Raw genomic sequence first — 12,054 nt, forward strand, 5'->3', positions numbered from 1 at the left:
ATGCAGGGCACGCAGACCCACCTGGAGTTCATCCCCGAGCGCACCACCGACTTCATCTTCGCGGCCTTTGGCGAGGAGTTTGGACTGATGGGGGCGCTGGCCCTGCTGGCCGGCTTCACCGCGCTGATCCTGCGCGGGCTGATGATCGCCTCCGACGCGCCGACCCTGTTCACCCGCCTGATGGCCGGCGCGGTGACGCTGTCCTTCTTCACCTATGTCTTCGTCAACATGGGCATGGTCAGCGGCATCCTGCCGGTCGTGGGCGTGCCCCTGCCCTTCGTCAGCTATGGCGGTACGGCGATGGTGACGCTGGGGTTGTCGCTGGGGCTGCTGCTGTCGATCGCCCGCGTCAAGAAGCTGGTGAAGACGTAGCCGGAAACCTGATCGTGAACCGCGCCCCCGGCCCCTGGCCGTCGGGCGTCTCGCCCCCCACGGCGCGCCGCACGCGCGCGTCATCCAGGGTCAGCTCGGCCTCGTGGTGCTGCACGATCTCCTGCACGATGGCCAGCCCCAGGCCCGAGCCTTCCACACCGCTGCCGAGCGAGCGGTAGAAGGGCTGGAACACCTTGTCGCGCTCGGCGGGCGCGATGCCCGGCCCGGTGTCCTCGACCTGCAGCACGACAACTTGGCCAAAGGGGTCCTCCACCACGCGCACCGTCACCAGGCCGCCGGCCGGCGTGTAGAGCAGCGCGTTGTCGACGAGGTTGCGGATCAGCTCCCCGATCAACACTGGCTGGCCATGCACACGCAGCCGGCTTTCATCCGGCACCACGCCGTCGTAGCCCAGGTCAATGCGGCGCTCCAGCGCGCGCGGCACGAAATCGCGCACCGTGTCGATGGCGATCTCGGCCAGGCTGACGGGTTCACGCCGCATGGCCTGTTCGGCGTCTTCAGCGCGGGCCATGGACAGCAGCTGGTTGACCATGTGGGCCGCTCGCTCGCTGGCGCGGGCAATCTGGGCCAGCGAACGTTTCAATTCATCGGGGTTGGAGCGGCCAGCATCGATCTCGCGCTGCATGAACTCGGCCTGGGTACGCAGGCCAGCCAGCGGCGTCTTGAGCTGATGGGCAGCGTCGGCCAGGAAGTGCTTCTGCCGGCTCATCGATGAGTCCAGCCGCGCGAGCAGGTCGTTGATGGCCTGCACCAGCGGCGCGACCTCATCGGGCACGCGCTGCTCGTCAATGGGCGACAGGTCTGAACTCTCGCGCGAACGGATGCGCCGCTGCAATTCATTCAGCGGCGAGATGCCACGCGCCAGCGCCAGCCAGACCAGCAGCACCGCCAGCGGCAGGATGACGAACTGCGGCAGGATGACGCCCTTGATGATCTCGTTGGTCAGCCGGGCGCGCTTGCCCAGCGTCTCGGCGACCTGCACCAGCATGGTCTTGGCCGACCCGGCCTGCCCCTCGGGCGCCACCCAGAGATAGGCCACGCGCACGGCGTCGGTGCCGACCTCGTCGTCGCGGAAATGCAGCTCCCAGGGCACGACGGGGGCATCCTCGGTCGGCACCGCCAACGTCGCATCGCCACTGAGCAGTTCGCCACGCAGGCCCAGCACCTGGTAGAAGACCGTGTCCGACGCGTCCGCCCGCAACAACGCCGCGGCCTCGGGCGCCAGCGCATAACGGTCCTTGCCCTTGACAGGCGCCGCCTCGGCCGCCACCTGCAGCCCGAGGCTGCGCGCCATCTCGCCCAGCTCGCGGTCATAGGGCCGGCTGGCAATGCCCTGCGCCACCAGCCAGGTCAGCGCGACGCTGATCGGCCAGATCAGCAGCAGCGGCGCGAGCATCCAGTCGAGGATCTCGCCGAACAGCGAACCCTGCGCAGCAGGGGCGCCCGCCCGAACCAGCGTGCCCTGTTCGGGGCTGGCGCCGTCCTTGTTGGGCATTTAGGAGTTGATCTTCTCTAAGCAGTAGCCGAGGCCGCGCACCGTCGCGATGCGAATCGGCCCCTGCTCGATCTTCTTGCGCAGCCGGTGGATGTAGACCTCGATGGCGTTGTTCGAGACTTCTTCGCCCCATTCGCACAGGCGCTCGACGAGCTGGTCCTTGCTGACCAGCCGCCCGGCGCGCTGCAGCAGCACCTCCAGCAGCGACAGCTCGCGGGCTGACAGCTCCAGCATCTGCTCGTTGATGTAGGCCACGCGGCCCGTCGCATCGAAGGTCAGCGGCCCGTGCTTGATGAGGCTGCTGGCGGTGCCCAGGCCGCGMCGGGTCAGGGCGCGCACACGCGCTTCCAGCTCCTGCAGCGAGAAAGGCTTGGCCATGTAGTCGTCGGCGCCCAGGTCCAGCCCCTTGACGCGCTGCTCGACGCTGTCCGCCGCCGTCAGGATCAGCACCGGCATGGTGGAACCGCGTGCGCGCAGCTTGCGCAGCACCTCCAGCCCATGCAGGCGCGGCAGACCAAGGTCGAGGATGACGAGGTCGAACTCATGCGTCGCCAACGCCGAATCGGCCTCGGTGCCAGAACTGACCCTGTCGACAGCGTAGCCAGAGGCCCGCAAGGCCCGCAGCAAGCCATCGGCCAGCACTTGGTCGTCTTCGGCAATCAGGATGCGCATAGGTTTTGTCTCCGCCGCCGATGTTAGGCGGTGGCACGCTGGCTCATGCCATGAGCCACCCCACACCTAGGATGCTCCTCAATCCTGATCCGCTAGCTGCCGTGGATCGGGGGACAAACCACTGTACAAACCCACAGCTTGCCCCATAATTCAGCCCATTCCCCACGGAGATTCGCATGGACGCCCCCGTCAAAGCCCTGAACACCGAAAAAGCCAAGGCCCTGCAGGCCGCCCTCGCCCAGATCGAAAAGCAGTTCGGCAAGGGCTCCATCATGCGGCTCGGTGAAGGCGAGGTCATCGAAGACATCCAGGTCGTCTCCACCGGCTCCCTGGGCCTGGACATCGCACTGGGCGTCGGCGGCCTGCCACGCGGCCGCGTCGTCGAGATCTACGGCCCCGAGTCCTCCGGCAAGACGACGCTGACGCTGCAGGTGATCGCCGAGATGCAAAAGCTCGCCGGCACTTGCGCCTTCATCGACGCCGAGCACGCGCTGGATATCCAGTACGCCCAGAAGCTCGGCGTCAACCTGCAGGAACTGCTGATCAGCCAGCCCGACACCGGCGAACAGGCCCTCGAGATCGTCGATGCGCTGGTGCGCTCCGGCTCGGTGGACCTGATCGTCATCGACTCGGTCGCGGCGCTGACGCCCAAGGCCGAACTCGAAGGCGAGATGGGCGACAGCCTCCCCGGCCTGCAGGCCCGCCTGATGAGCCAGGCCCTGCGCAAGCTGACCGCCACGATCAAGAAGACCAACTGCATGGTCATCTTCATCAATCAGATCCGCATGAAGATCGGCGTCATGTTCGGCTCGCCCGAGACGACCACCGGCGGCAATGCGCTGAAGTTCTACGCCTCCGTGCGCCTGGACATCCGCCGCATCGGCTCGATCAAGAAGGGCGAGGAAGTCATCGGCTCCGAGACCAAGGTCAAGGTCGTCAAGAACAAGGTCAGCCCCCCGTTCAAGACTGCCGAGTTCGACATCCTCTATGGCGAGGGCATCAGCCGCGAGGGCGAGATCGTCGACATGGGCGTGGTCGCCAAGGTCGTCGAGAAGTCCGGCTCCTGGTACGCCTACCAGGGCGAGAAGATCGGCCAGGGCAAGGACAACGCTCGCGAGTTCCTGCGCGAGAACGTCGACGTGGCCCGCGAGATCGAGAACAAGATCCGTGAATCCCTGGGGGTCGCTCCGCTGACCACGGCGGCCGAGGAGTAAGCCGCTGGGCGGGCCTCCCCCATGGCGACCCGGGCGCCGCTGTCGTTGAAAACCCGCGCCATCGGCCTGCTGGCCCAGCGCGAGCACAGCCGTGCCGAGTTGCGGCGCAAGCTGTTGCGGATCGAGCAGCAACGGCGGCAGCGTGCGCGCCTGGCCGCGGCGCAGGCCGCCGGCGAGGGCGAACCGTCGGCGGCTGTCGAAGAGGAAGATGGCGCTGAGGACGTTGCGGTTGCGGTCGATGCCTTGCTCGACGCCCTCGCGGCCGCCGGTTACCTTGACGAAACCCGTTTCGTCGAGTCCCGCCTGCATCTGCGCGCCAACCGCTTTGGCGCCCAGCGCATCCAGCAGGAACTGGCCCAGCACGGGCTCAAGCTGGGTGCCGAACAGCAGGCAACCCTGCGCGAAACGGAGATGGAACGCGCCCGTGAAGTCTGGCGCAGGCGCTTCGGCGAGGAGCCTTCGCGCGACGCCGCCGAACGAGCGCGTCAAAGCCGGTTCCTGCTGGCACGCGGTTTTGCCCCCGAAGTGGTGCGCCGCTTGCTGAGGGCCTAAGGGCCGCTTGACCGAGCGCGCAGGGGGAGTTTTCACCCTCCGTGCTACATTGCCGCCTGCCCCAAAAACGAGGGTTCACCCGGTTACAAGCCCCTTTGCCCCTCTGGCAGAGCGGTGCAAAAACCGGGCCGACCCCGTCCCGGCATCGGCCGGGGTGATTCGCCATTCCCCCGTTTCATGCCTGTCGCCCACCCGTCCGTCCCGCGCCGCCCGCTGCATCGCCGCGCCCTCGATGTGCAGGTATTCGCGCGTGATGACGGCTTGTTCGACGTCGAAGCCAGCCTGACAGACACCAAGACGCATGACGTGCCACTGGCGGGCGTGCCGCGCAAGGCCGGCCAGCCTATCCACGAGATGCACCTGCATCTGACCGTGGACGCGACGCTCACCATCACCGCAGCCCGTTCCGAGACGCTGTGGATGCCGTATCCGGGCGCCTGCGACCACCATGGCAATGCCTATGCCCGCCTCATCGGCCTGAACCTGATGAAGGGCTTCCGGCAGGCCGTCGGTGAACGCCTCGGCGGCACGCGCGGCTGCACCCACGTCACCGAGCTGTGCCAGATCTTGCCGACGGCCGTCATCCAGGCCATGGCTGGCTCCGTCATCGACACACGTGAGAGCCCCCACGCGCCTTCGGCGCTGCCCCCCGAGGGGGCTGAGACGCCTAGGGGCGGCCCGTCGCCGTCTCGCGAAGGCGATGCCGCCGGCAACCCGCCCTTCCAGCTCGACCRCTGCCACGCCCTGCGCCGCGACAGCGTGACCGTCGCCAAGTTCTATCCCCGCTGGCATCAACAAACCGCTGCCCAGCCGGCCACTTCCGAATCCTGACTTCCCCGACCCGAGAGACCCAGCCATGAAAATCCACGAATACCAGGGCAAAGAGATCCTGCGCCAGTTCGGCGTGCCGGTGCCGCGCGGCATCCCGGCCTTCACCGTGCAGGAAGCCGTCGAGGCCGCCCAGAAGCTGGGTGGCCCGGTCTGGGTGGTCAAGGCCCAGATCCACGCCGGCGGCCGCGGCAAGGGTGGCGGCGTCAAGGTCGCCAAGACACAGGACGACGTCAAGGCGCTGGCCGAGAAGATCCTCGGCATGCAGCTGATCACGCACCAGACCGGCCCTGAAGGCCAGAAGGTCCGTCGCCTGTACATCGAAGATGGCGCTGACATCAAGAAGGAGCTCTACGTCTCGCTGGTCACCGACCGCGGCACGCAGAAGGTCGCCTTCATCGCGTCGAGCGAAGGCGGCATGGACATCGAGGAAGTGGCCCACTCCACGCCCGAGAAGATCATCACCGAGATGATCGACCCGCTGACGGGCCTGAGCGAAGCGCAATCGCGCAAGATCGCCGCGGCCATCGGCCTGACTGGCGCCTCCATCGACCAGGCCGTCGACATCTTTGCCAAGCTCTACAAGTGCTACATGGACACGGACGCGTCGCTGGTTGAAATCAACCCGCTGAATTGCGACAGCAAGGGCAACCTGATGGCCCTGGACGCCAAGTTCAACTTCGACGCCAACGCGCTGTTCCGCCACCCTGAGATCGTCGCCTACCGCGACCTGGACGAAGAAGATCCCGCTGAAGTTGAAGCCAGCAAGTTCGACCTGGCCTACATCAGCCTGGACGGCAACATCGGCTGCCTGGTGAACGGCGCCGGCCTGGCCATGGCCACCATGGACACCATCAAGCTGTTTGGCGGCGAGCCGGCCAACTTCCTGGACGTCGGCGGCGGCGCCACGGCCGAGAAGGTCACCGAGGCCTTCAAGATCATGCTCAAAAACAAGAGCGTGAAGGGCATCCTGGTCAACATCTTCGGCGGCATCATGAAGTGCGACACCATCGCCGAAGGCGTCATCACCGCCTGCAAGGCCGTGAACCTGTCCGTGCCGCTGGTCGTGCGCATGAAGGGCACCAACGAAGAACTGGGCAAGAAGATGCTGGCCGAATCCGGCCTGCCCATCATCGCGGCCGACACGATGGCCGAAGCGGCCACCAAAATCGTCGCCGCAGTCGCCTAAGCCCGCCCAGAGGAATCAGACATGTCCATCTACATCAACAAAGACACCAAGGTCATCACCCAGGGCATCACCGGCAAGACCGGCCAGTTCCATACCCTGGGCTGCCAGGCCTATGCCAACGGCAAGAACGCCTTCGTCGCGGGCGTGAATCCGAAGAAGGCTGGCGAGAAGTTCAGCGAGATCCCCATCTACGCGACCGTCAAGGAAGCCGCCTCGCAGACCGGCGCGACCGTGTCGGTGATCTACGTGCCGCCCGCSGGYGCCGCCGCCGCGATCTGGGAAGCCGTCGAAGCCGACCTGGACCTGGCGATCTGCATCACCGAAGGCATCCCGGTCCGGGACATGCTGGAAGTGCGCAACAAGATGAAGGCCAAGGAAGCCGCTGGCGGCAAGCGCACGCTGCTGCTGGGCCCCAACTGCCCCGGCCTGATCACGCCGGAAGAAATCAAGATCGGCATCATGCCGGGCCACATCCACCGCAAGGGCCGCATCGGCGTCGTGTCGCGCTCCGGCACGCTGACCTATGAAGCCGTGGCGCAGCTGACCGAGATCGGCCTGGGCCAGTCGTCGGCCGTCGGCATCGGCGGCGACCCGATCAACGGCCTGAAGCACATCGACGTGATGAAGGCCTTCAACGATGACCCGGACACCGACGCCGTCATCATGATCGGCGAGATCGGCGGCCCGGACGAGGCGGAAGCCGCGCGCTGGTGCAAGGCCAACATGAAGAAGCCCATCGTCGGCTTCATCGCCGGCGTCACGGCGCCCCCCGGCAAGCGCATGGGCCACGCCGGCGCGCTGATCTCCGGCGGCGCCGACACGGCCGATGCCAAGCTCGCCATCATGGAAGAGTGTGGCTTCACGGTCACGCGCAACCCGTCGGAAATGGCCAAGCTGCTCAAGGCCCTGCTCTGAGCCTGCTCCTCGTGAGCAATTCGAGGGCCGTTCACTGAACGGCCCTTTTCCTTTGCTGCCTGCGTAGTTGCACGCAGACGCAGCCCGCCCGGGCGGACCGACACTCGGGCGACCAACACCGAGCCTGCCATGGACCTGCTGAACGCCGCCTTCTTCATCGCGCTGCTGAAGATCATCTGGGTCAATATCCTGCTGTCCGGCGACAACGCCGTCGTCATTGCGCTGGCCTCGCGCAATCTGCCGCACAGCCAGCAGAAGAAGGCCATCGTCTTCGGCAGCGGCGCTGCCATCCTGCTGCGTGTCGTGCTGACGCTGTTCGCCGTGCAGTTGCTGCAGCTGCCCTGGCTGAAGCTGATCGGCGCCGTGCTGCTGCTGTGGATCGGCATCCAGCTGCTGGCCGACAGCGAAGACGACGCCGACGTGCACGCCAGCGGCAATCTGTGGACGGCCGTGCGCACCATCCTGATCGCCGACCTCGTCATGAGCCTGGACAACGTCATCGCCGTCGCGGCCGCCGCCAACAGCGCGCCCGAGGGCGCCCGCCTGATGCTGCTCATCATCGGCCTGGGCCTGTCCATCCCACTCATCATCTTCGGCAGCACGCTGCTGTTGAAGCTGATGGAGCGCTTCCCGGTCATCATCACGCTGGGGGCCGCCCTGCTGGGCTTCGTCGCCGGCGAGATGGCGACGACCGATGCGGCCGTGCACGAGTGGTTCGAGGCGCATATGCATGGCCTGGACTACGCCGTCAGCATCAGCTGCGCGGTCCTGGTCGTCGTCGTTGGCATGGCGCTGGCCCGCCGCAGCAAGCGCGAGGCCGCCTAAGATCGACCGCATGGCAAGCGGCGGCAAATCCGGCAAGGCAGGCAGCTTTTGGCAGCGCCTCATCGGTCGGGTGCCCGATCCTGCTGGCTCACCGTACGGCGATCCGTCGGCCCTGCCGACCGTGCAGCAGACTCAAGGCCCCGGCGCGTCCACGCCGCAGGTCAGGGCCGCACAGCCGCCCCCCGACCTGCGCGATTTCGAACTCGGTGCCGAGATCGGCCGCGGCGCGATGGCCGTGGTCTACAAGGCCACGCAACGCTCAACGGGCCGCCAGGTCGCCATCAAGCGCCTCGCGCTGAGCCGCGAATTCTCGGCCGAAGACCTGGCGGACGTGCGCGAGCGCTTCATGCGCGAGGCGCGTGCAGCCGGCCAGCTGGAACATCCAGACATCCTGCAGGTCGTCGATGCCGGCCAGGACGGTGCTGACGCCTGGATCGCCCTCGAATACGTGCTCGGCCGCGACCTGAGCAGCTTCACCAAGGCCGGCCAGCTGCTGCCCGCTCGCGAAGTCGTGCAGATCGGCGCGCGTCTGGCGCGGGCCCTGGCCTATGCCCACAGCCAAGGCGTGGTGCACCGCGACATCAAGCCCGCCAATGTCATGCTGGACCGCATCAATGGCAGCCTGAAGCTGATGGACTTCGGCATTGCCCGCGTTGGCGACGGCAGCCGCACCCGCACCGGCCTCGTGCTGGGCACGCCGTCCTTCATGTCTCCGGAGCAACTTGCCGGCCTGACGGTGGACGGCCGCAGCGACCTCTATTCCCTGGGCGTGCTGCTCTACCAATTGCTCAGCGGCGCACTGCCCCACCAGAGCGAGTCCATGGCGCGGCTGATGCAACAAATTGCGACCGAGCCTGCACCCGATATCCGCATCCACCGCCCCAGCCTGCCCGAAGCCCTCGCCCTGGTGCTGGCCCTCGCGCTGGAGAAGCGCCCCGAGCTGCGCTACGCCGACGGCGAGCAGATGGCTCGTGATCTCGAAGCCGTGCTCGTGCTCGGCCTGCAGGCCGAACCCGCTGCGCCCGAAACGGCTGCAGCGGCTTCCCCCCAGGATGCGGCCTTCGCACAAACACTGCGCTTGGCGCCTGAGGAAGCAGGGCAGAATCCTTGCTCCTCTGCCGAGCCCCACGAGCCACCGCAAGCCTCATGACCCTGGAGTTCTTCAGCGCCACCGACGTGGGACGTGCGCGCGACAACAATGAGGATTCGGTCGCCCTGGACGAGGCCGCAGGCCTGACCGTGCTGGCCGACGGCATGGGCGGCTACAACGCCGGCGAAGTGGCCAGCCAGATGCTGACCAGCTTCGTCAGTTCCGAGCTGGGCCGCTGGCTCAAGGACGCCGGCCGCGAGGCCCGGGCCGGCGAGGTCAAGCGCGCCATGGACATCTGCGTGGACAACGCCAACCGCGCCATCTTCAACGCCGCCAACACCAACCCGCGCTATGCCGGCATGGGCACGACGCTGGTGCTGGGCGTCTTCCGCCCCGAAGGCCTGCTGCTCGGCCATGTCGGCGACTCGCGCGCCTACCGGCTGCGCGCCGGCCGCCTGACGCAGATCACGCGCGACCACTCGCTGCTGCAGGAGCAGATCGACGCCGGTCTGCTGACCGTCGAAGAAGCCGCGTTTTCCAGCAACAAGAACCTCGTCACGCGCGCTGTTGGCGTCGAGGACACGGTGCTGATGGAGCTGCATCTGCACGAGGTCCAGCCGGGCGACACCTACCTGTTGTGCTCCGACGGCCTGTCCGACATGCTCGACGATGACAGCCTCGCCAACCTGCTCAACGGCAATCCGGCCTTGCCCGAAGCTGCACGCGCACTGATCAACGCAGCCAATGACAGCGGCGGTCGCGATAACATCGCGCTCATCCTGGCCCGCGCAGAAGGACGCCAACGTACCGAAGGACGGGGCTGGTGGCCCTTCGGTCGACGCGGCGGCAACTGACTTGCTACCCCATGCAAAGTCAGGGCACGTACAACAGAACTTGAGGTCATAAATGGGCAAACTGGTGGTTTCGCTCGACGGCGTCGTGATCAAGGAGGTGCAGATCACCAAGGACAAGACCACCCTCGGTCGACGTCCCTACAACGACATCGTCATCGACAATCTCGCGGTCAGCGGCGAACACGCCGTGCTGCAGATGGTCGGCGCCGACGTCTTCATTGAAGACCTCAATTCCACCAACGGCACGTACATCAACGGCAAGGCGATCAAGAAGCAGCTGCTGGCCGACAACGACACGGTCGAAATCGGCAAGTACAAGATCAAGTTCCTGCTGARCGACGGCGGCGACTACGAGAAGACCATGATCCTCAAGCCCGGTTCCGGCGCGCCGCCGAGCCTGGGCCTGGGCTCCAACTTCGGCTCGCTGGGTGCGGCCGCCATCGGCCCGGCCTCCATCAAGGTGCTGACCGGCGCCGCCGCCGGCCGCGAGGTCGCGCTGACCAAGGTCGTCACCACGCTGGGCAAGCCCGGCGTGCAGGTCGCCTCCATCACCAAGCGCCCCACCGGTTATGTCTTCGCCCACGTCGAAGGTAACCAGCGCCCCAGCGTCAACGGCATCCCGCTGACGGGCGAATCGATTGCACTGCGCACCGGCGACCTGATCGAGCTGGCCGGCACGCAGATGCAGTTCATCCAGGGTTGATCGCCCGAAGTCCAGGCCGGCCGCGGCCTTCGCGGCTGCTGTGACTTCCTCACGATAGCGACACCCCCAACTCGGTAATCCGACCGTCCGACCCACGGGGCGGGTGCGTACATTCTTGGCTCGGCCTCGCCTGATGCGAGCCACCCATTCCGAGCCACGCACCGCATGAACATCCGCGTCCTGGGCTGCTCCGGCGCCATTGCCGCCGGCTACAAGACCACTGCCTTCCTGCTGGACGACGATGTCCTCATCGACGCCGGCACCGGCGTGGGTGACCTGCCGCTGGATGCCCTGGCCGCCGTCGACCACATCCTGCTCAGCCACTCCCATCTGGATCATGTGCTCGGCATCCCGTTGCTGGCTGATGCGGTGCTGCGCCTGCGCGCCGCGGCGGGCCGCCCGCCCATCCAGGTCCACGGCCTGCCCGAGACGCTGGCCGCCCTGCGCCAGCACATCTTCAATGGCGTGATCTGGCCCGATTTCACCGTCCTGCCCAGCCGCGAGGCGCCGGTGCTGAGCCTGCACCCCTTCCAGATCGGCGACCGCGTCGACCTGGGCGGCCGCATCATTGAAGTGCTGCCCGCCGCCCACACCGTGCCGGCCGTCGGTTTCGCCGTCGATGCCGGCACCGCGAGCGGCCACGCGCACTGGGTTTTCACCGGCGATACCGGCCCCAACCCGGCCCTGTGGCGGCGCCTGGCCGACCTGCGCCTGTCCCATCTCGTCATCGAGACGGCCTTCAGCGACGACGAGGCCGAGGTGGCCCACGTCAGCCAGCATCTTCATCCGGCGGAGCTGGGCCGCGAATTGACCCATCTGGCCGGCAGCGTCGACGTGCGCATCACCCACATCAAGCCCGGCGAGGTCGAAGCCGTCATGCAAGGCGTGCAGGCCTTGAACAGTCCCCATCGGATCAGCGCGCTGCAGGCCGGCCAGGAAATGGAACTTTGAGCCCGCCTTGCGATCGAGTCTGGCGCCCTGCGGCGCCATTTTTTCGCCTGACGTTTCTCGGCCCGCCACGCTGCAATGACAGAACGCGTCAGCTCGAAGTGACGTTTTTTGTCAGATCTGGCGGCTCAACCGCCTCAGCCGTGCGCTTTCGCACAGTTTGAGGGCCTGAAAAAGCTGGCACGGCCCCTGCATTCAGGGGGTGTGCCCTCCTCCCACCACTCACACTCGCTGGAGTACTGACATGAACCTGAAAGCACGCGCCCAACAAGGCTTCACCCTGATCGAACTGATGATCGTCGTGGCCATCATCGGCATCCTGGCTGCGGTCGCGATTCCGCAGTACAAGGACTACACCGCCAAGGCCAAGGCCGGC

14 protein-coding genes are annotated in these 12,054 nt (G+C 66.7%); 12 read left to right on the forward strand and 2 right to left on the reverse strand.

Annotation, left to right across the window (positions count from 1 at the left end):
• Positions 1-372 (forward strand): FtsW/RodA/SpoVE family cell cycle protein (locus AC1DU6_RS09545; RefSeq protein ID WP_477856891.1); only part of this gene is annotated, 372 nt, incomplete at its 5' end.
• On the opposite strand, the gene AC1DU6_RS09550 is transcribed toward AC1DU6_RS09545, so the two are convergent.
• On the reverse strand, positions 350-1,789 hold the full coding sequence (locus AC1DU6_RS09550; RefSeq protein WP_457354908.1) for a sensor histidine kinase: 1,440 nt from the start codon (positions 1,787-1,789) through the stop codon (positions 350-352). The two genes, AC1DU6_RS09545 and AC1DU6_RS09550, sit on opposite strands and share 23 nt — an antisense overlap.
• Positions 1,790-1,888: 99 nt before the next feature.
• Positions 1,889-2,560 (reverse strand): response regulator, encoded by a 672-nt coding sequence (locus AC1DU6_RS09555; RefSeq protein WP_056191475.1) that lies wholly within the window; start codon positions 2,558-2,560, stop codon positions 1,889-1,891.
• A gap of 176 nt (positions 2,561-2,736) precedes the next feature.
• Here AC1DU6_RS09555 and recA point away from each other — a divergent pair, with 176 nt between their 5' ends.
• From recA to AC1DU6_RS09610, 11 genes are all read left to right on the forward strand, one after another.
• The gene (gene recA, locus AC1DU6_RS09560; RefSeq protein ID WP_056191472.1) at positions 2,737-3,774 is read left to right on the forward strand and encodes a recombinase RecA; all 1,038 of its coding nucleotides are present in this window, start codon (positions 2,737-2,739) and stop codon (positions 3,772-3,774) included.
• A gap of 21 nt (positions 3,775-3,795) precedes the next feature.
• On the forward strand, positions 3,796-4,326 hold the full coding sequence (locus AC1DU6_RS09565; protein ID WP_457321238.1) for a regulatory protein RecX: 531 nt from the start codon (positions 3,796-3,798) through the stop codon (positions 4,324-4,326).
• 177 nt (positions 4,327-4,503) lie between these two features.
• A complete protein-coding gene (locus tag AC1DU6_RS09570; protein WP_477856893.1) occupies positions 4,504-5,157 on the forward strand; it encodes a DUF2889 domain-containing protein in 654 nt (217 codons plus the stop codon).
• 25 nt (positions 5,158-5,182) lie between these two features.
• Positions 5,183-6,343: an ADP-forming succinate--CoA ligase subunit beta gene (gene sucC, locus AC1DU6_RS09575; protein WP_457321234.1), complete on the forward strand. Its 1,161-nt coding sequence runs from the start codon at positions 5,183-5,185 to the stop codon at positions 6,341-6,343.
• A gap of 21 nt (positions 6,344-6,364) precedes the next feature.
• The gene (gene sucD / locus AC1DU6_RS09580) at positions 6,365-7,258 is read left to right on the forward strand and encodes a succinate--CoA ligase subunit alpha (RefSeq protein WP_057297752.1); all 894 of its coding nucleotides are present in this window, start codon (positions 6,365-6,367) and stop codon (positions 7,256-7,258) included.
• A 129-nt stretch (positions 7,259-7,387) separates the two neighbouring features.
• On the forward strand, positions 7,388-8,083 hold the full coding sequence (locus AC1DU6_RS09585; protein ID WP_056191462.1) for a TerC family protein: 696 nt from the start codon (positions 7,388-7,390) through the stop codon (positions 8,081-8,083).
• A 10-nt stretch (positions 8,084-8,093) separates the two neighbouring features.
• Complete coding sequence (locus AC1DU6_RS09590) at positions 8,094-9,233, forward strand: serine/threonine-protein kinase (RefSeq protein ID WP_457321232.1); 1,140 nt, start codon at positions 8,094-8,096, stop codon at positions 9,231-9,233.
• Positions 9,230-10,027: a Stp1/IreP family PP2C-type Ser/Thr phosphatase gene (locus tag AC1DU6_RS09595; protein WP_056191460.1), complete on the forward strand. Its 798-nt coding sequence runs from the start codon at positions 9,230-9,232 to the stop codon at positions 10,025-10,027. Before AC1DU6_RS09590 ends, AC1DU6_RS09595 begins: the two co-directional genes overlap by 4 nt.
• Before the next feature lie 52 nt (positions 10,028-10,079).
• A complete protein-coding gene (locus AC1DU6_RS09600) occupies positions 10,080-10,730 on the forward strand; it encodes an FHA domain-containing protein (RefSeq protein WP_477856896.1) in 651 nt (216 codons plus the stop codon).
• A 165-nt stretch (positions 10,731-10,895) separates the two neighbouring features.
• The gene (locus AC1DU6_RS09605; RefSeq protein WP_457321229.1) at positions 10,896-11,681 is read left to right on the forward strand and encodes an MBL fold metallo-hydrolase; all 786 of its coding nucleotides are present in this window, start codon (positions 10,896-10,898) and stop codon (positions 11,679-11,681) included.
• A 241-nt stretch (positions 11,682-11,922) separates the two neighbouring features.
• A partial coding sequence (locus tag AC1DU6_RS09610; RefSeq protein ID WP_477856898.1) for a pilin occupies positions 11,923-12,054 on the forward strand: 132 nt, incomplete at its 3' end.

The organism is Roseateles sp. P5_B10 (assembly GCF_056400485.1).

Bases quoted from the DNA above. Each gene is read 5' to 3' on its own strand.
- AC1DU6_RS09550 (WP_457354908.1), bottom strand. From the start codon at position 1,789: ATGCTCGCGCCGCTGCTGCTGATCTGGCCGATCAGCGTCGCGCTGACC.
- recA (WP_056191472.1), top strand. From the start codon at position 2,737: ATGGACGCCCCCGTCAAAGCCCTGAACACCGAAAAAGCCAAGGCCCTG.
- AC1DU6_RS09565 (WP_457321238.1), top strand. From the start codon at position 3,796: ATGGCGACCCGGGCGCCGCTGTCGTTGAAAACCCGCGCCATCGGCCTG.
- sucC (WP_457321234.1), top strand. From the start codon at position 5,183: ATGAAAATCCACGAATACCAGGGCAAAGAGATCCTGCGCCAGTTCGGC.
- AC1DU6_RS09585 (WP_056191462.1), top strand. From the start codon at position 7,388: ATGGACCTGCTGAACGCCGCCTTCTTCATCGCGCTGCTGAAGATCATC.
- AC1DU6_RS09590 (WP_457321232.1), top strand. From the start codon at position 8,094: ATGGCAAGCGGCGGCAAATCCGGCAAGGCAGGCAGCTTTTGGCAGCGC.
- AC1DU6_RS09595 (WP_056191460.1), top strand. From the start codon at position 9,230: ATGACCCTGGAGTTCTTCAGCGCCACCGACGTGGGACGTGCGCGCGAC.
- AC1DU6_RS09605 (WP_457321229.1), top strand. From the start codon at position 10,896: ATGAACATCCGCGTCCTGGGCTGCTCCGGCGCCATTGCCGCCGGCTAC.